Annotated in this window: 17 protein-coding genes and 1 other RNA gene; 11 read left to right on the top strand and 7 right to left on the bottom strand. The window is 58.2% G+C overall.

Annotated features, from left to right (window positions below):
* Positions 1 to 6: 6 nt before the first annotated feature.
* The gene (gene pepP / locus ABNF92_RS13150) at positions 7 to 1,326 is read right to left on the bottom strand and encodes a Xaa-Pro aminopeptidase (protein ID WP_291904318.1); all 1,320 of its coding nucleotides are present in this window, start codon (positions 1,324 to 1,326) and stop codon (positions 7 to 9) included.
* 26 nt (positions 1,327 to 1,352) lie between these two features.
* A complete protein-coding gene (locus ABNF92_RS13145) occupies positions 1,353 to 1,952 on the bottom strand; it encodes a UPF0149 family protein (protein WP_069182002.1) in 600 nt (199 codons plus the stop codon).
* 136 nt (positions 1,953 to 2,088) lie between these two features.
* Between ABNF92_RS13145 and ABNF92_RS13140 the strand changes: the two genes are divergently transcribed.
* Entirely contained in the window at positions 2,089 to 2,688 is a 600-nt protein-coding gene (locus ABNF92_RS13140; RefSeq protein ID WP_349342388.1) for a DUF2796 domain-containing protein, read from the top strand.
* Positions 2,689 to 2,713: 25 nt separating this feature from the next.
* Here the strand turns inward: ABNF92_RS13140 and ABNF92_RS13135 are convergent, their stop codons facing one another.
* A complete protein-coding gene (locus ABNF92_RS13135; RefSeq protein WP_349342387.1) occupies positions 2,714 to 3,235 on the bottom strand; it encodes a DUF3299 domain-containing protein in 522 nt (173 codons plus the stop codon).
* A 67-nt stretch (positions 3,236 to 3,302) separates the two neighbouring features.
* Here ABNF92_RS13135 and ABNF92_RS13130 point away from each other — a divergent pair, with 67 nt between their 5' ends.
* From ABNF92_RS13130 to ABNF92_RS13105, 6 genes are all read left to right on the top strand, one after another.
* The gene (locus tag ABNF92_RS13130) at positions 3,303 to 4,019 is read left to right on the top strand and encodes an ABC transporter ATP-binding protein (RefSeq protein ID WP_069182004.1); all 717 of its coding nucleotides are present in this window, start codon (positions 3,303 to 3,305) and stop codon (positions 4,017 to 4,019) included.
* The gene (locus tag ABNF92_RS13125) at positions 4,016 to 5,290 is read left to right on the top strand and encodes an ABC transporter permease (RefSeq protein WP_349342386.1); all 1,275 of its coding nucleotides are present in this window, start codon (positions 4,016 to 4,018) and stop codon (positions 5,288 to 5,290) included. The genes ABNF92_RS13130 and ABNF92_RS13125 overlap by 4 nt, the downstream gene beginning before the upstream one ends.
* 103 nt (positions 5,291 to 5,393) lie before the next feature.
* Positions 5,394 to 5,600 (top strand): TIGR02449 family protein, encoded by a 207-nt coding sequence (locus tag ABNF92_RS13120; protein WP_008170964.1) that lies wholly within the window; start codon positions 5,394 to 5,396, stop codon positions 5,598 to 5,600.
* The gene (locus tag ABNF92_RS13115) at positions 5,600 to 5,896 is read left to right on the top strand and encodes a cell division protein ZapA (protein WP_069182006.1); all 297 of its coding nucleotides are present in this window, start codon (positions 5,600 to 5,602) and stop codon (positions 5,894 to 5,896) included. The genes ABNF92_RS13120 and ABNF92_RS13115 overlap by 1 nt, the downstream gene beginning before the upstream one ends.
* A 62-nt stretch (positions 5,897 to 5,958) precedes the next feature.
* Positions 5,959 to 6,140, top strand: a non-coding RNA gene (gene ssrS, locus ABNF92_RS13110) — 6S RNA.
* A gap of 4 nt (positions 6,141 to 6,144) precedes the next feature.
* Entirely contained in the window at positions 6,145 to 6,780 is a 636-nt protein-coding gene (locus ABNF92_RS13105) for a 5-formyltetrahydrofolate cyclo-ligase (protein ID WP_349342385.1), read from the top strand.
* Here the strand turns inward: ABNF92_RS13105 and ABNF92_RS13100 are convergent.
* Both ABNF92_RS13100 and ilvA read right to left on the bottom strand, forming a co-directional pair.
* Positions 6,762 to 6,923 carry a hypothetical protein gene (locus tag ABNF92_RS13100; protein ID WP_167352681.1) on the bottom strand — a complete coding sequence of 54 codons (162 nt, stop codon included), beginning with the start codon at positions 6,921 to 6,923 and terminating at the stop codon, positions 6,762 to 6,764. The two genes, ABNF92_RS13105 and ABNF92_RS13100, sit on opposite strands and share 19 nt — an antisense overlap.
* Before the next feature lie 351 nt (positions 6,924 to 7,274).
* A complete protein-coding gene (gene ilvA, locus ABNF92_RS13095) occupies positions 7,275 to 8,810 on the bottom strand; it encodes a threonine ammonia-lyase, biosynthetic (RefSeq protein WP_069182008.1) in 1,536 nt (511 codons plus the stop codon).
* A gap of 147 nt (positions 8,811 to 8,957) precedes the next feature.
* On the opposite strand from ilvA, the gene rpiA reads away from it, so the two are divergent.
* The 3 genes from rpiA (at position 8,958) to ppa (ending at position 11,829) form a co-directional block, all read left to right on the top strand.
* Entirely contained in the window at positions 8,958 to 9,638 is a 681-nt protein-coding gene (gene rpiA, locus ABNF92_RS13090) for a ribose-5-phosphate isomerase RpiA (protein ID WP_349342384.1), read from the top strand.
* Positions 9,639 to 9,784: 146 nt separating this feature from the next.
* Positions 9,785 to 10,924 carry an acyl-CoA dehydrogenase family protein gene (locus tag ABNF92_RS13085; protein WP_349342383.1) on the top strand — a complete coding sequence of 380 codons (1,140 nt, stop codon included), beginning with the start codon at positions 9,785 to 9,787 and terminating at the stop codon, positions 10,922 to 10,924.
* A 377-nt stretch (positions 10,925 to 11,301) separates the two neighbouring features.
* Positions 11,302 to 11,829, top strand: coding sequence for an inorganic diphosphatase (ppa, locus tag ABNF92_RS13080; protein WP_069182011.1), 528 nt, complete (start codon positions 11,302 to 11,304; stop codon positions 11,827 to 11,829).
* Positions 11,830 to 11,904: 75 nt separating this feature from the next.
* Here the strand turns inward: ppa and ABNF92_RS13075 are convergent, their stop codons facing one another.
* Together ABNF92_RS13075 and ABNF92_RS13070 are read right to left on the bottom strand one after the other, a co-directional pair.
* A complete protein-coding gene (locus tag ABNF92_RS13075) occupies positions 11,905 to 12,957 on the bottom strand; it encodes a DUF2333 family protein (RefSeq protein ID WP_069182012.1) in 1,053 nt (350 codons plus the stop codon).
* 7 nt (positions 12,958 to 12,964) lie between these two features.
* On the bottom strand, positions 12,965 to 14,965 hold the full coding sequence (locus ABNF92_RS13070) for an EAL domain-containing protein (RefSeq protein WP_349342382.1): 2,001 nt from the start codon (positions 14,963 to 14,965) through the stop codon (positions 12,965 to 12,967).
* A 198-nt stretch (positions 14,966 to 15,163) separates the two neighbouring features.
* Here ABNF92_RS13070 and ABNF92_RS13065 point away from each other — a divergent pair, with 198 nt between their 5' ends.
* On the top strand, positions 15,164 to 16,777 hold the full coding sequence (locus ABNF92_RS13065; protein ID WP_069182014.1) for a diguanylate cyclase: 1,614 nt from the start codon (positions 15,164 to 15,166) through the stop codon (positions 16,775 to 16,777).
* The last annotated feature ends 212 nt before the right edge of the window (positions 16,778 to 16,989 follow it).

The raw sequence follows: 16,989 nt of genomic DNA, 5'->3' as shown, positions 1-16,989 counted from the left end.
AGGGTGTCAGTCCGCCATCAGGGCTTCGATTTCGGCAATGGTTTTCGGCACCGCTTCGGTCAGGACCCGACAGCCGTCTTTGGTCACCACCACATCGTCTTCGATACGAATACCAATGCCACGCCATTTCTCATCCACATCGGTGTTATCCGGCGCGATATACAGCCCGGGTTCAACCGTCAGGGCCATGCCTGGCTCCAGCTGGCGCCAGGCATCACCGACCTTGTAATCGCCGACATCGTGCACATCCAGGCCCAACCAGTGGCCGGTGCGGTGCATGAAAAAGGGTTTGTAGGCTTCATTGGCAATGGCGTCTTCGAGGGTGCCAGACAACAACCCGAGATCGATCAGGCCCTGGGTCAGCACTTCCAGCGCCGCTTCATGGGGGCGGTTCCAGTGGTTTTCCGGCGACACAGCCTCAATGGCCCGATACTGGGCAGCCAACACCACCTCATACAACGCCCGCTGCTCGTTGCTGAACTTTCCGCTGACCGGGAAAGTGCGGGTAATGTCGGAGGCGTAGCACTGGTATTCACAGCCGGCATCAATCAGCACCAGATCGCCGTCTTTCAGCGGTGCACTGTTCTCAATGTAATGCAGGATGCAGCCATTGCCGCCTCCGCCCACAATCGACGGGTAGGCCGTTGAACGGGCGCCGTGTTCCATAAACGTGTGGATAAGCTCGGCCTCGAGGTTGTACTCGAAGCCACCCTTGCGGGCCCGCTTCATGGCGCGGCAGTGGGCTTCGGCGCTGATCTGGCCCGCCTTGGCCATAATCTTGATCTCGTTGGCGCTCTTGTAGAGCCGCAGGTCATGAAGCAGGTGCTCCAGGGACACGAATTCGCCGGGCGGATGGGCGCCGCTGCGAACCTTGCTGCGAATCATCTTTACCCAGTCCATCACCCGGGCGTCAAAATGATCGTCCTTGCCCAGGGGATAATAGACCCGGCTGCGCCCCTCGATCATGCCCGGGAGTATGTCGTCGATGTCGGCGATCGGGAACGCATCGTCCAGGCCGTAGCGTTCAATGGCGCCTTCCGGGCCCACCAGGAACCCGTCCCAGAGTTCCTTCTGAGGATCACGCTCTTTGCAGAACAGAACGGATTCCCCGTGTTCACGGCCAGGGATCAGGGCCAGCACGGCCTCCGGCTCGCCAAAACCGGACAGGTAATGAAAATCACTGTCCTGGCGGAACGGATGCAGCACATCGCGATTGCGAACGCGCTCCGGGGCGGCCGGAATAATCGCAATGCTGTCTGGCGCCATGCGCTCCATCAGCTTTCGACGGCGCTCGGCAAACTCCTTCACGGGAATCATGGAGTTCATAGTCTCTCCTGCAATCAGGACCCTGCTCAGTGCAGGGTCGGCGAATCAGACTTCGGCGGTTCGGGGGCGTTGAATTCGGTAAAGACGGCAAGCGCCCCAAGCCGGATGTACTCGGTAATCTCCAGCAACTGCTGCTCGCTTTCGTCGTCCGCTTCTTCCTCGTCGGACAACTGACTGATGGCGACCATATCCTCGATCAGCTCCCGGATCTCATCCGGTGCCTGGCCCAGCGATTCACCTGCTGACAATGCCATGCCTTCGAGAAACCCACGCACCCAGGAAACCAGGGCCTCGAGGCGCTGCTCAATGGCGTAGTCGTCATCCGGTAACAAAGGATGGAAACTCATGTCTGCTGATTTCAAGAGCTCCAGTGTCTGCTCGTAGGCCCTGTTCATGAACGGAGCGAGATCGTCAGACTCCTCGACTGCGTCTTCAGCCAGGCCCATGTGCTCACATACCATGGCCAGCCACTCCGGCTCATTTATACGGGATCCGGCCGCCAGGCGACCACAAAGCGCACCGTGCAATTCGGATGGGTGGCTGAATGCCTTGTGAGCGGTAAAAACGTTGGCCCAGCGCTCGAATTCTGCGGCGCGGGCAGCACCGGAAGTGTCGGTTTCTGACATGAAACAGGCGAATCCTGTGTTGGTGGATTAGACGCCTACTTTAGCATTCAGGCGCCCTCAAGGCACTGCCTGTTGATTTTTAACCGGCGAGAGAACAATATGTTATAACATATCAATTAACGTGGAACTTCCTGCCATGAAGCGATCAAAACTCAACGCCGTATTTCTGGCTACCAGCAGTGCTCTGATGGCCCTTAGCGCGAATGCCAGCGACAATCCGGGAGCTCACCAACATGGTCATGCCGAACTGCAGGTAGCACTGGATGGCAATCAGATCGATCTGATTTTCACGTCGCCCGCCTACAACCTGCTCGGATTCGAACACCGCGCTCGGACAGACGACCAGAAAGCCCTGGTCAAGGAAACCGAAGAATGGCTCGAGCGCACACCGCTGATCAACACGCCAGATGCCAGCTGCAAGGTGGCGAGCGCTGAGGTTTATCATGAGGCTGGTGATGGGTCTGGCGACCACCACGACCATGGCCATAACAGTAATGGACACGACCACCACGAGCATAACGAACACGAGCATTCGGAAGGATACGGCCACTCGGATTTCGAAGTGACCCAGGTTCTGAATTGCACCGGACTGGCATCCGCAGAAGCGCTGCTGATTCCCCTCACCGAGCGCTTTCCCGAGATTGAAGATCTCGGTGTCCAGTGGGTGTGGTCAGGAGGCCAGGGATCAACGCGCCTCGAACAGCCAGAAAGCAGTTTCAGCCTGAAGGGCCAATAAGGCAGAGGACAGAGTTTTGCGAGCCCTACTCCGTATAGGGCTCGACATTCGTTGCAACCATCGAATAGGACGAGGTGCCAATGTCATTTTCGGTGCGGTCGATCACCAGCTTGCCTTCGATCCAGACCGGATCGTACAGGGCCTCAAGGGTGAAACCTTCCTTGTACTTCACGTGAATGATCTGGTTCGGCGGTGGTGGCGGCACATGAATACAGGCGCCGTAGTAAGGCACCAGGAAGAACTCCAGGATGCGCATATCCTCGGTTGTTTTCAGGGGCACCGCAAACCCGGGGATGCGCCCTTCCACATTGCCCATCTCCGGCACAACCCGGCCGGTCATGATCTCGTCAGGCAGCAGTGGCGGGCCATCGCCCTCGTGTTCAATCTCTGGCATATTCTCCAGCAGCGCCAGGTCCTCGGCAGGCATCAGCTCGAGCCAGTCGATTTCCCTGGTTTCGGCCTGGCTGGCTGCCGGGAGCAAGAGCGCCAGGACAAGCGCAGTGATCGAGGGCAGCGCAAAGCGCGAACGCGCCGGGGCAAACATCATTGGACCACAAACTCCTGATACGGAAACTGGGAAACCGCCATCATACACCGGGCAGACAGCAACCAACATGACCAGCAAGACAGACTCAACCAGCAACAGTTCCCGAAGTACGTCAACCGCGATTGACGTCAGCGGGCTTGTGTTTTCCTGGGACCCGGCACAGGCACCCCTCAGTTTTCCGGATATCAACCTCAAGCGCGGCGAGCACCTGTTTCTACACGGCCCCAGCGGCAGCGGCAAAAGCACACTCCTGAGCCTCCTGGCGGGCATGCTTCGGCCCCACGCCGGCTCAGTGCGGATACTGGATACCGACATTCACCGGCTCGGCGCCGGCGCCCGGGACCAATTCCGCGCCGACCATCTGGGTGTTATCTTCCAGCAGTTCAATCTGGTGCCTTACCTGACGACCCGAGCCAACGTCACCTTACCCTGCGGATTGTCTGAACTGCGCAAACAGCACACCGAACCGACGGTCGCAGAGGAAGCTGAGAGATTGCTTGCCGCCCTGTCGATCCCCGAAGATCACTGGCAGCGAAAAGTCACCAGGCTGAGCATTGGCCAGCAACAGCGGATCGCAGCCGCCCGGGCACTGATTGGCGCGCCGGGTCTGATTCTCGCGGACGAGCCCACCTCCGCGCTGGATGCTGACAACCGTGACCGGTTTCTGGAACTGCTTCTGCACCTTGCCCACCGGCATAACACCTCCGTGCTGTTCGTCAGTCACGATCAGTCCCTCGCCCGCCATTTCGGTAATCAGCTGGAACTACGGGGTAACCGGACATGAAAGCACGCCTTGCTTTGACACTGGCCCTGGCCAGCCTGTGGCACCGGAACAAGGTACTGGCCCTGGTGTGCCTGACGCTTACCCTGAGTGTTTCCTTGCTACTGGGCATCCAGTACCTACGTACCGAAGTCAAACAGTCTTTCACCAGCACCATCAGTGGCACCGACCTGATCGTCGGCGCCCGCAGCGGTCAGCTAAACCTGCTGCTGTACACCGTGTTTCATATTGGCGATGCCACCAACAACATTCGCTGGTCTACCTACCAGAGCCTGAAGGATGATTCTCGCCTCGAGTGGCTGATTCCGATTTCCCTGGGAGACAGCTACCGGGGCAATCGAGTGGTCGCTACCGACGAGAACTTTCTGAAGCACTTCCGTTACGGCCGCGACCTGCCGCTTGAACTGGCAGAGGGCCAGTGGTTTGAAGGGGTCTTTGATGTTGTGTTGGGCGCAGGCGTAGCACGGTCGCTGGCTCATCAGGTGGGCGAAGAAATCATACTGTCCCATGGTGGCGGCAGAACCAGCTTCTCCAACCATGAAGACACGCCGTTTACCGTTACTGGCATACTCGCACCCACCGGGACGCCAGTGGACCAGGCGGTTTACATTGGTCTGGATGGCATGGAGGCGATGCACGTGGGCTGGGAATCCGGGGTCGCCATTCCGGGCCGGACAATTACCCGGGAACAGGCGGAAGGCCGTGATTTCACCCCCGATGCCATTACCGCCGCGTTTATCGGCATCGAAAGACAGGTGCTGACATTCCGGATACAGCGGGAAATCAACCAGTTCACCGGTGAGCCGCTGTCAGCCATACTCCCTGGCGTTGCGCTGAGCGAGCTCTGGCAGCTGATGGGCCAGTTCGAGCGGGCGTTGCTGGGCATCACCGTATTCGTCGTGATTACCAGCCTGATTGGACTCATCGCTGTTCTGTTAACCATACAGGCGCAACGCGCCCACGAAATTGCCGTACTCAGAGCTACCGGTGCCTCTCCAGCTCTTATCGCCTCGCTGTATATCATTGAATGTGTCGCCCTTGCTGTCGCGGCCTGCGTGCTGGCCCTTGCCATTGGAATGGCAGGCGTCTCACTGGCAAGCCCGTGGCTGCTGACCAACTATGGCCTGCAGATCGCCCTGCGTCCGCTGACTTCCGAGGAATGGGCATTGCTCGTCTCGGTGCCAATCGCAGCCTTCATCGTGGCGCTCATACCGGCCTTCAGCACCTGGCGCCAGAGCCGCCGACTGGGCTTTGGCGAACCCGCGGATCAGTGATGCGCATCACGCAGGGAACGCAATGACAAGCCTGTAAATTGACCGACTTAGCGTCCACACTTATAGTTAGTTGCAATTACCTCAAACCACTGCTGGGCACGTCATGGAACAGTCCGAAGTACAGGCATTAGCGGACAAGCTGGACAGGCTGATTGAGCGCTGTCAGAAACTTGAGCGGGACAACGCCACATTGCGGGAGCTGCAAGATGACTGGAACCGGGAACGGGCCCAGCTGGTGCAGAAGAACGATCACGCAAAGCACAAGATCGAAGCTATGATCAGCCGCCTTCGGGCCCTGGAGCATCACTGATGGCACAGCAATCCACCACGGTTGAGGTGAAGATCCTCGACAAGGAATACCTGGTCGCGTGCCCGGAAGAAGAGCAGGAAGCACTGCTGCGGGCTGCCCGCCACCTGGACAGCAAAATGCGCGAAATCCGCGCCAGCGGCAAGGTGTTCGGCACCGAGCGCATTGCCGTTATGGCAGCTCTGAACATTACCCATGAACTGCTCGAGCGGGACACCATGTCGGACGCCACCAGCACGCTGCTGCGCGCCATGGACAGTAAACTCGACGGTGCCCTGGGTGACGGCTCGGGCCGTTGAATCGGCAGAGAATCGGAGACAGGTGTTGCAATCGGCCCCGCCACTGCCCGTATAATGGAAACAACTTCCTGGGCTGTTCGGGATAGTCGGATACGTCCTCGAGCCGATGCGCACTACCCAGGTGGCTACTTCAGGGCATTGTGAGCACGTCCCCGACAGGGGAAAGCCTAATATGTCACAGCGGCCACCGACCTTGAACTCTGGGTTCAAGGGCCACATCCGATAACGGCAGCCCGGGAAGCTTTATTTTGAGCCAGTTTATCGAGCCTCAACCGTTCCAGACCCATCCTGACACCTTCTCACGCAGTGAACTTCGCAAGCATCTGCGACAGCATCGTCGCTCGTTGAGTTTCGAGCAACAGCAACAGGCCGCCGAGTATCTCGCACTCAACCTGCTGAAGAATCCAGACCTTCACCGCGCCCGGCATATTGCCATTTACCTGCCCAATGACGGCGAGATTGATCCCCACGTCTACCTGGACATCGCCCGCCGCAAAGGCATCCGCTTCTATCTGCCGGTACTGCATCCGATCCATGAAGGCAGGCTGGTTTTCAGCCCCTATTACGACGGTGTAGAGCTCACCGCCAACCGGTTTGGCATCCCCGAGCCGGCGTTCAGCAAAGGCCTGCGGCGCCCGGCCTGGGCCCTGGATGCGGTACTGTTTCCGTTAGTAGGCTTTGACGAGCAGGGCGGAAGACTGGGAATGGGAGGCGGATTCTACGACAGAACGTTCGCCTTCAGCCAGATACGACCAAGGCTGGCGCCGAAGCTGATTGGCCTGGCTCATGATTTTCAAAAGGTAGAAAAGCTGCCAATAGAGCCCTGGGATGTGCCCCTACACAGCGTGGTGACCGATAAGCGACGTTACCGGTTCAGCGGCTGACTCATGACCTGAACGGAGCCGACCAGATTGGCCGCTCGCGCGTCTTTGTCTTCAGAGGCGTGGATGGATGTGAAACCAGTAATCACAAGGCCGATGGCAAAAATCAGCACAATGGCTTTGATGATGTCAGGCTTGCCGCCCATGGCTTCAGTTCCTCAAAATGCGCTTTAAAAGTGTCGGGAAATCAGTCAGCTATTCTTGACTTCAAGAATCAGAAGAAAGACTAACACCTATCTGTACTTTTACAATTTTTGACAGATTAAAATTCAGTAAGCATTGTGTGCGGCGACCGGCCAGGGTCTGGTGGAGCTTTCCAAAACACGCTGTAAATACCTCCATGTACGCTTGGCTCCGCCCCTCAGCGCTTCTTGCTCCTGCGTCGCGCTGAGGGTCCTGGGAAGGCCATCCATGGCCTACCCGTGAAGCGCTTTCGCGCTCCACCCATGGCTCCGCACAGTTTTGGAAAGCTCCACCAGACCCCGGCCTACTCTGCGTTAATTCGACCGGGCATTTCCTTGCCCAAGAAACAGCTGATAAGCCTCATTATCCGTCATGTTTTCATAGCGGAAGCCGACCTTATCCAGCATTTTCTCGAAATCCTGCACCTCGTCGTCGTCCACCTGGGCTCCCAGCAGAACACGGCTGTAGGCTGCCCCGTGGTTGCGGTAGTGGAACATGGAAATATTCCAGCGGGTACCCAGCGACATCAGGAACTTCAGCAACGCCCCCGGGCGCTCCGGGAATTCGAACTGGAACACTTTTTCGTTCGTGATCGTCGGCGCGTGGCCGCCCACCATGTGGCGAATGTGCTGCTTGGCCAGATCGCTGTCAGTCAGATCGACGACCGAATAGCCGTTCTCCCGGAGATCCTGCACCAGGTCTTCACGGCCGTGGCCGCCCGCTGCGATCTGGATGCCCACGAAAATGGTGGCATTGGTGGCGTCCGCGTAGCGGTAATTAAATTCGGTGATGCTGCGCTTGTGCAGGGCGTTGATAAAGGTTTTGAAGGCACCCGGCTTTTCCGGGATGGTCACTGCCAGGATTGCCTCGCGCTTCTCGCCCACTTCCGTACGCTCGGAAATGTAGCGAAGGCGGTCAAAGTTCATGTTGGCACCGCTGAGGGTGGCAATCAGGTTTTCGCCCTCCACTTTCTCCCGCTCGATGTACTTCTTGATGCCCGCCACACCCAGGGCACCGGCCGGCTCGGCAATGGAGCGGGTGTCCTCGAACACATCCTTGATGGCGGCGCAGATTTCGTCGGTGGATACGGTGATCACCTCGTCCACGTAGTCTTTACAGATTTCCCAGGGATGCTTGCCGATCTGCTTGACCGCCACGCCATCGGCAAAGATGCCCACCTCGTCCAGCACTACCCGCTTGCCGGCCTTCATGGCTGCCTGCAGACAGTTGGAGTCCTCCGGCTCAACGCCGATCACCTTGATTTCCGGACGCAGGTACTTGATGTAAGCAGCCATGCCAGCGATGAGACCGCCGCCACCAACGCAAATAAAGATCGCGTGAATCGGCTTGCTGAACTGCCACATGATCTCCATGGCCACCGTACCCTGACCGGCAATGACATCCGGATCATCGTAGGGCGGGATGTAGGTGTAGCCGTGTTTCTGGATCAGCTCCTGGGCGTGAGCAGCGGCTTCGTCAAAGGCGTCGCCTTTCAGGACCACTTTGGCACCATGGTCACGCACCGAACGCACCTTGATCTCCGGCGTGGTCTGCGGCATTACAATTACCGCCTTGATACCGAGGTTCTTGGCCGCCAGCGCCACACCCTGGGCATGATTGCCAGCAGATGCACAGATCACGCCCTTGGCCTTCTGCTCCTCGGAAAGCTGCGCAATCCGGTTGTAGGCACCGCGAATCTTGAAGGAAAACACCGGCTGAAGGTCTTCACGCTTGAGCAGAATATTGTTGCCAAAGCGCTTTGACAGACTACGGGCTTCAGTCAGGGGTGTTTCGATGGCCACGTCATAGACGCGCGCATCGAGAATCTTCTTGATGTAGCGTTGCGGCATAGCAGTTCCGGCTTTTGGTTGGTGTGTGATGGCTGGCTGAGAAAAACCCACAGTGTAGAAAGTTTGCACGGCAGCCGTCTATAAGCAGAGGGTGCTTAAGCGTTATAATCCGCCTAAATCCAACCTGATTTGCAGCCGGAGCCCCAGATGACCCAGGACGAACTGAAAAAAGCCGTCGCCAAAGCCGCCATTGACTACATTGCCCCTCGCCTGGATAGCGACAGCGTGATCGGTGTGGGCACCGGCAGCACGGCCAATTTCTTCATCGACATGCTCGCGGAACTGAAAACCGAATTCGACGGCGCCGTCGCCAGCTCGGAAGCGACCGCCGAGCGCCTGAAAAGCCACGGAATCCCGGTTTATGATCTCAACAGCGTCAGTGGGCTGGAGTTCTACGTGGATGGCGCTGACGAAACCAACGAACGCCTGGAACTGATCAAGGGTGGCGGCGCCGCACTGACCCGGGAAAAGATCGTGGCAGCGGTGGCCAAGACGTTCATCTGCATTGCCGACGACTCCAAAATGGTTGGTATCCTTGGCGCCTTTCCCCTGCCCGTGGAGGTCATCCCCATGGCCCGAAGCCATGTTGGCCGGGAGATTGTAAGACTGGGCGGCGACCCGGTTTATCGTGAGGGGGTTGTCACCGATAACGGCAACATCATCATCGATGTCCACAACATGGATATTTCCCAGCCGATCCGGGTGGAAGAGCAGCTCAACAACATTGTTGGCGTGGTCACCAACGGCCTGTTCGCCCGCCGGCGCGCGGATCTGTTACTGCTCGGCACCAAAGACGGGGTGAAAACTATCTCCAGCGAGGGCGCCTGACCGATTTCTATCACTGCTCGATTGTCGAAGCTGGCCTTTCGGGCCAGCTTTTTTATTGCCTGGAAGATCATAAACCAAGCGCTTGCTTGGTATCAGTTTTTCGGCGACACTGCCCTGCATTGATTCCGATCAGAGGGAGCTCCACCGTGTCCGACTACTTCAACGAAACCCACCAGCAGGTCCGTGCGACCGCCCGCAAGTTCATCGAAACCCACGTACTACCCCACATCGACGACTGGGAAGAAGCGGGCGAATTTCCCCGGGATCTCTACAAAAAAGCCGGCGATGCCGGTTTGTTGGGCATTGGTTTTCCCGAAGCATTGGGCGGCATCGGGGAAGGCGACATTTTCCTCAAAGTGGCTGTGTCTGAAGAACTGATGCGCTCCACCTCCGGCGGCCTGGTGGCCGGCCTGGGCTCCCTGGATATCGGCCTGCCACCGGTCGCCAAATGGGCGAAAAAGGAAGTCCGGGAACAGATTGTGCCGCCGGTACTGCGCGGCGAAAAAATCGCCGCCCTGGCAGTGACCGAACCCGGCGGCGGTTCCGATGTCGCCAACCTAAAAACCCGAGCGGTCCGCGATGGTGACCATTACATCGTCAACGGCAGCAAAACCTTCATCACCAGCGGCATGCGCGCCGACCACTACACGGTTGCCGTACGCACCGGCGGCGAGGGCCACGGTGGCATCAGCCTGTTACTGATCGACCGCGAGATGCCCGGTTTCTCCACCGGCAAGAAACTGCGCAAAATGGGCTGGTGGGCCAGCGATACCGCGGAGCTGTTTTTCGAGGACTGCCGGGTTCCTGCCGACCGCCTGATCGGCGCCGAAAACGCCGGCTTCATCGCCATCATGAGCAACTTCTTGGCCGAACGCCTGAGCCTGTCCATCATGGCCTATATGACCGCCCAGCTCGCCTACGAGGCAGCACTGGAGTACACCCAGCAACGCAAGGCATTCGGCCGCAACATTGCCGGCTTCCAGGTAACCCGCCACAAACTGGTGGATATGGCCACCCAGATCGACGTAGCCCGTGAATACACCTACCGCTGCGCGGCCCTGATGCAGGCCGGGAAGAACCCCATCAAGGAAGTGGCCATGGCCAAAAATTTCTCGGTGGATGTCTGCGAAAAGGTCACCCGGGAAGCGGTGCAGCTGTTCGGTGGCATGGGATACATGCGTGAAACCGTCGTCGAGCGCCTCTTCCGTGACGCCAAGATTCTCTCCATCGGCGGCGGCACCACCGAGATCATGAAGGAGCTCATCGCCAAGCAGATCAAGCTCTAGCCCGCTGGCGTCGATCGTGTCTTCTGGTTCTGCCCCAGCCTGCCGGGTTTTGGTGGCGGGCCATGTCAGTAGCTTTCCCAAAACACGCTACAAGCACGTCCATGTGCGCTTGTTTCGGGCGTAATTCAGCGGCCTTCCTCAAAGGTTCGGGCGGGTATCTGGCGGGACCTTCCGAAAACGTGGAGCGCCAAGGATGGCGCGACCGAGCCCTACATGGACGTATTCACGGGCGTTTTTCGGAAGGTCCCGCCAGATAGCCGCTTGCACCAAACTCAACGACCAAGGTTTAGTTTCGAACTGCAGGATACTCCCGTATAATTGCGCCCACTTTTTAACCGCAGTTAAACGTACCGTTAACGTACCAGGAAGGATCGCACATGCAATTCGACAACATCCCCGCAGGCAAGAACCCGCCTGAAGACATCTACGTTGCCATCGAAATCCCGGCCAACAGCTCCCCGGTGAAGTACGAACTGGACAAAGACATGGGCGCCCTGCTGGTAGACCGTTTCATGGCCACCCCCATGTTCTACCCGGCCAACTATGGCTTCATCCCGCACACCCTGGCCGACGACGGTGACCCCCTCGACGTGCTGGTGGTCACACCCTACCCGGTGCAAGCCGGCTCTGTGATCCGCGCCCGTCCAGTGGGTGTTCTGAACATGGAAGACGAAGCCGGTGGTGATGCCAAGCTGGTAGCCGTACCCCACGACAAGCTGACCACTACCTACCACGATGTGAAGGAAATCACCGATCTGCCGGAGCTGCTGCGCGACCAGATCAAGCACTTCTTCGAGAACTACAAGACTCTCGAGCCGGGCAAATGGGTGAAGGTGCAAGGCTGGGATAACGCAGAAGCCGCCAGGAAAGCCATCGTAGATTCCGTGAACGCCTACAAAGGCTGAGCCGGACTTTTCGTGGCATTAAAAAACCGGGCCTTGAGCCCGGTTTTTTAATGTCTGGCTGAAAGCCCGTTGACCTCAACCCCGGGACAGCAGATCCCGCATATCACTGATTGCCGAGTTCGCCCGTGAAAGGTAAGCGGCCATCGTGAGAGAGTGATTGGCCAGCACGCCGAAGCCACTGCCATTCAGAATAACCGGGCTCCACATTTCGCCCTGGGCACCCTCAAGCTCGATAATGACCTGCCGTACGCTGGCCATGGCGTTCTTGTCCTGGAGAACTTTGCGGAAATCCACTTCGATCGCCCGGAAGATGTGCAGGAGCGCCCAGGAACTGCCTCGGGCCTCATAGAACACATCGTCAATCTTGGTCCATGGCGTTTTGATATCTTCTCCCGTGGTTTCTTCAGCCAGAGGATCTCCCGCATCCATATTCACCACGGCATCAGAAACGGAAGCTTTGCCCACACTTTCCCCCAGAGTCCGGGAGAGGCTGCCCAACCGGGTTTCCAGGTCTGCCAGCCAGTTACTCAGGTTGTCTGCACGCGCGAAAAACTGGGCATCAGCCTGTTCCGGGTTCGACAGACGATCAAGATAGCGCTTCAAAGCGGTGATACCCCGGCGGTACTCAGCCTCTGTTGAGGGAATGGCCCAGCTCTCGCTGTCGAAGTGGAACTGGGGCTCGGCAATGACCAGATCCTGATCCTCGGCCGACTGACTCTGGGAGCGGCTGATATCTTTGCGCATGGCACGCGAAAGGTCACGGAGCTGAACCAGCACGCCATATTCCCAGTTGGGCATGTTGTCCAGCCAAAGCCCGGGAGGGAAAACGTCGTTGGAGATGTAGCCACCAGGCTTGTCCAGCAGGGTTTCGCCAATTCGAATCATGGTCACCGTGGTGGCGAAGCCGGTGATGGGTTCCCTTTCCATGGAGTTGGCCACCGACCGGGTATGTTCGCGCACCGAGAAAGTTTCCGGCTCGCTGCTCCAGAACATGCCAAGCACCAAAGCCACCAGCAGGTAGACCACAACCAGCGCCAGAATCAGTTTGCCGATCACGCCGCTGCCACCGGCATAATCCTGAACATCGTCTTTCTTGTCCTTGAAGTACTGTCTGATTTTGCCTGGCATATGACTCTTAATCCCCTGTCTGTTGATTATCAGCGGCAAACGGCCGACCAAGATGGTAACCCATGGCTCCGTCGACACCCAGCTTACAGAGTACCGAGTATTCCGCGGCTGTTTCCACTCCTGTAGCGAACACTTTCACGCCGCGGCTGTGTGCGATGGCCACAACGGACTCTATGTAGAAGCGGTTATCCTCGTGGGTGTCGATGTCATGGATGAAACTGTTATCGATACGCAGGCCCTGAAACCTCAGATTTCTGAGATAACTGAATGGCACGCCACCAACGCCGAAGCGGTCTACCAGTACCGGCACCCCCAGGCGCCCCAGCGCCCTGACCAGCAGGCCCACTGCCGTGCGGTGATGGTGAATGGTCTGTTCGGAGATACCTATCCAGAGATTTCGGGCCAGCGAACCGGCCTGCCCCAGTTGTTCAAGCAAGTCCGTACGAAAGGCCTCGTTGGCCACGGACGCATTGCCAAGTGAGACGGCCAGAGGCTGATCGGGCAGGTCTTTCAAACGATCCAGTACCCGCTGGACCAACAGTCGATCAATATCGGAAATCAGGCCGAAGCGCTCGGCCATGGGCACAAAGGTACCTGCCTTCAGGGCCCCTTCAACGGAATCAATGCGGGAGAACACCTGGTGATAAACCGGCATGAGACGACCTTCGTGGACCATGGGCTGGAGCCAGAGCGAAAGTGTCTGTCGACGGATCGCCTCACTGATGATTACCCGCCAGGTCTCCAGATTGTGATGGCCATCCTTCTCCGGATCCGCCAGGTGACAGCCCGTGCCGTTGCTACTCTGGGCGGTCCGCAGGGCTTCGTCCGCAGCAGCCATGAGATCGCGGGCTCCGCGGCCCTCAAGCGTTCTCGCCAGCCCGGCATGCACGGCTGTATCCATGGGTGAGGCAAGATCCGAATACACCCCGTCAAGGTCATTTACCAGTTGCCGACACCAGACACCGGCGTCGGCCGGCATGACACCGGGCAGGAAAATGGCAAACTCGGCACCGGTTCGTCGACCGGCAAACGATCCGGCATGCTGCCTGACGAACTCTGCAATCACTGTGGCCACTCTCAACAGCAGCCGATCCGCTTCGCTCCGGCCATAGGCCTGGTTATACCCGGAAAAATCCGCCAGCTGAATCAGTATGAGAACCCCGGGCGCGGCCTTTTCCTCGGATTCCACTTCGACTTTCAGGCGCTGGTCAAAGGCACCCCGGCTGGCCAGCCCGGTGACCGAATCCTCGTTATTGACCCGGCGCAGGTGCTGGATGAGTTTGGCCTGGCCCTCAAAAAGCTGGCCCAGATCACCCGCCATCTGGTTCATGGCGTCCGTGACCTGGTTGATTTCACGGGTCGACTTGATCGACACCCGTTTCCTGAAATCCCTCTGGCCCAGGGCCCTGGCCTGATCCTCCAGAGCATGCAGCGGCCGCAGGGTCCGGCGAAGCAGCAGGAAAACCGCAAATAGTCCAATACCGCCAATAACCGCAGTACTGGCAGTCAGACCAATGGTGATTCGCCAAAGGTCTTCGTAGGCCCGACCTGGGTGGCTGATTACCTGAACCGTGCCAAGTCGGCTCCAGCCGCGGACCACTTCTGCCTCGGCGATCGGCAGGGGAAGATCCGCAAAAGTGCGGAACCAGGCCGGCACAGCGACCTTGTTCAGAGTCATTGCGCGCCCGGCAACCTGCTCACCCTGATGATTCAGGTAGCTGACGGACAGGTATCGCCCACTGTCGAACACCGCATCAATCAATGAGGCGGAAGCCACCGGGTCACGACCATCAATGGCGTTGGAGAGTGACAATCCGATGGCCGTAGCCCCGTCACGGGCGTGGCCGGCCAACTGATCGGAGACATAATTCCGGAAGTACCCGAAGCTGGTAATGAAAACCGCAATCAGCAGGGTTACCAGCAAACCTCCGGTCAACACCAGAAGCATTGTTCGCAGAGTAACCACACCCTGCTGCCTGCGTTTCAAGAGGATTTGCTTCCGTGCCATGGGGAGCTTCTCCGGATTGGCTGTGAGCCAGCCGGCCAGGTGTTTGTGACTTGCACCGCAGAGTTGACAAACATTTACATAGCGCAACCTACGCCGACAACATTAAACACTATAGACTCTGCAAAAGGACTAAGGTTGAAAAATCGTCCGCACCGGGGAAGGACGACCAATAACGAAAAAGAGACAGGCCCGAGCCACATGAACGACGAAAGCCAGAAAGAAAAACTCAGGCAGCATTTCGCACGCCGTGTAACAACCCAGGCCCGGGTTGTTCTGGACACCTGGCAGAAAATTCACGAAGACCGGGACAAGGCCGCCGCCCATCGCAACGAGTTTGCCGCTGCCACCGACAAGCTGGTGCGTTACGCCCAGCGCTTCGAAATGGAAAGTCACGCCAGGGCCGGGCAAACCACGCTGGAACTGATCAACCAGTGGGAACCGGGTTCGGCACTGGACGAAGGCCTTGAGCGACAGCTCCAGGATGCCATCGAAACCCTGTCCCAGAGCACCCTGCGCAGGACAGACCGCAACAGTTCCGAGGCGCCTCACCAGTTTCGCCGCACCCCGGTCTACATTGCTCTGGCCAACCAGGAAATGGCAAGCCGCCTCATCCGGCAACTGGAGTTTTTCGGGTTTCGGGCTTCGGCCTTTGCCAACGCCGATGAACTGACCGAAGCCTGTGCACTCCACAAGCCCGAGACCATCCTGGTAGACGTCAATTTCGGCGGTTCTCCCAATGCCGGCATTACCACCATCGAGCATCTGCAGGAACGTCACGATACGCCCATCCCGATCATCTTCATGAGCGATGAGGATGGCTCCATTGAAACCCGTCTGCAGGCCTCACGGTGCGGCGGGGAAGAGTTCTTCTATCCCGCCGTCGATCCGGGCCAGTTGATCGAGAAGATCGAAACCTATACCCACGGCAATACCGTGGAGCCTTACAAGGTTCTTGTTCTGGACGACTCCCGGGCCCAGGCCAAGTACATGGAAACGGTGTTGAAAAAGGCTGGCATGACCGCCCACATCATCACCGACCCGATGCAGATCATCCACGCGCTGGAAGAGTTCTCCCCGGAGATCATTATCCTCGACATGTATATGCCGGGCTGCACCGGGATGGAGATCGCCCGTGTCATCCGTCAACAGGATCGCTTCCACAGCGTCCCCATTATTTACCTGTCAGCAGAGGAAGACGTCAGCAAACAGCTCCATGCCATGAGTCTGGGGGGCGACGATTTCCTGACCAAGCCAATCGACCCGAAACATCTGATAGCCACCATCCACAACCGTGGCCGCCGTGCCCGCTCTCTACTGGCACTGATGATCCGTGACAGCCTGACTGGCCTGTTCAATCACACTCACACGCTCCACCTGCTGGACCAGGAGATTGTGCGGGCTCGCCAGAAAGAGCAGCCACTGTGCTTTGCGATGATCGACATCGATTACTTCAAGAAGGTAAACGACACCTTTGGCCATCCGATCGGCGACCGTGTGTTGCGAAGCCTGTCGATGTTCCTCAAACAGCGCCTGCGCAAAACCGATCACATCGGCCGGTATGGCGGTGAGGAATTCGCCATTATCCTGCCCAACACCCGCCCGAGCGATGCCCGGAACGTTCTCAATGAAATCCGGGAGCGGTTCTCGGAGCTCCAGCAGCCCGCCGGCGACCGGGAATTCAACGTCACCTTCAGTTGCGGAATCGCAGCCTGGGATGACGACACTTCCCAGGCATTGTGCGAGCGGGCAGACCGGGCGCTCTACAGCTCCAAGGAACTGGGCCGCAACTGCGTGACTCTGGCAGACACCTGATTCTGGGCCGTTCCGGCCCGCATCCCCCCGCGCAGACCCTCCAGAACAAATTTCGGTCGGGCATGGCTGAGTCCCTGCCCGGCTGCTACCTTTTATGAAACCAACGTCGTATAGAAGTTAGATCCTCCGTTCACGACAATGATTGTCATCAGCGGAAAGATCCCGTTTCGATTCATTTGCCGTCTTTTTTACGACCAATGGACAACAGGGAA

It is taken from the genome of Marinobacter sp. MMG032 (assembly GCF_040112695.1).
GTDB classification, from domain to species: Bacteria; Pseudomonadota; Gammaproteobacteria; order Pseudomonadales; family Oleiphilaceae; genus Marinobacter; species Marinobacter salsuginis.
Note: the sequence above shows the minus strand (reverse complement) of the source record. Positions and strands in the feature narration are given on the sequence as shown.

Excerpts from the sequence above, each read along its gene's own strand:
- ABNF92_RS13115 (WP_069182006.1), top strand. The coding sequence starts at position 5,600 with ATGGCACAGCAATCCACCACGGTTGAGGTGAAGATCCTCGACAAGGAA.
- ABNF92_RS13070 (WP_349342382.1), bottom strand. The coding sequence starts at position 14,965 with ATGGCACGGAAGCAAATCCTCTTGAAACGCAGGCAGCAGGGTGTGGTT.
- ABNF92_RS13100 (WP_167352681.1), bottom strand. The coding sequence starts at position 6,923 with ATGGGCGGCAAGCCTGACATCATCAAAGCCATTGTGCTGATTTTTGCC.
- ABNF92_RS13120 (WP_008170964.1), top strand. The coding sequence starts at position 5,394 with ATGGAACAGTCCGAAGTACAGGCATTAGCGGACAAGCTGGACAGGCTG.
- ppa (WP_069182011.1), top strand. The coding sequence starts at position 11,302 with ATGCAATTCGACAACATCCCCGCAGGCAAGAACCCGCCTGAAGACATC.
- ABNF92_RS13125 (WP_349342386.1), top strand. The coding sequence starts at position 4,016 with ATGAAAGCACGCCTTGCTTTGACACTGGCCCTGGCCAGCCTGTGGCAC.
- ilvA (WP_069182008.1), bottom strand. The coding sequence starts at position 8,810 with ATGCCGCAACGCTACATCAAGAAGATTCTCGATGCGCGCGTCTATGAC.
- ABNF92_RS13145 (WP_069182002.1), bottom strand. The coding sequence starts at position 1,952 with ATGTCAGAAACCGACACTTCCGGTGCTGCCCGCGCCGCAGAATTCGAG.
- ABNF92_RS13135 (WP_349342387.1), bottom strand. The coding sequence starts at position 3,235 with ATGATGTTTGCCCCGGCGCGTTCGCGCTTTGCGCTGCCCTCGATCACT.
- ABNF92_RS13130 (WP_069182004.1), top strand. The coding sequence starts at position 3,303 with ATGACCAGCAAGACAGACTCAACCAGCAACAGTTCCCGAAGTACGTCA.
- rpiA (WP_349342384.1), top strand. The coding sequence starts at position 8,958 with ATGACCCAGGACGAACTGAAAAAAGCCGTCGCCAAAGCCGCCATTGAC.
- pepP (WP_291904318.1), bottom strand. The coding sequence starts at position 1,326 with ATGAACTCCATGATTCCCGTGAAGGAGTTTGCCGAGCGCCGTCGAAAG.
- ABNF92_RS13140 (WP_349342388.1), top strand. The coding sequence starts at position 2,089 with ATGAAGCGATCAAAACTCAACGCCGTATTTCTGGCTACCAGCAGTGCT.
- ABNF92_RS13075 (WP_069182012.1), bottom strand. The coding sequence starts at position 12,957 with ATGCCAGGCAAAATCAGACAGTACTTCAAGGACAAGAAAGACGATGTT.
- ABNF92_RS13065 (WP_069182014.1), top strand. The coding sequence starts at position 15,164 with ATGAACGACGAAAGCCAGAAAGAAAAACTCAGGCAGCATTTCGCACGC.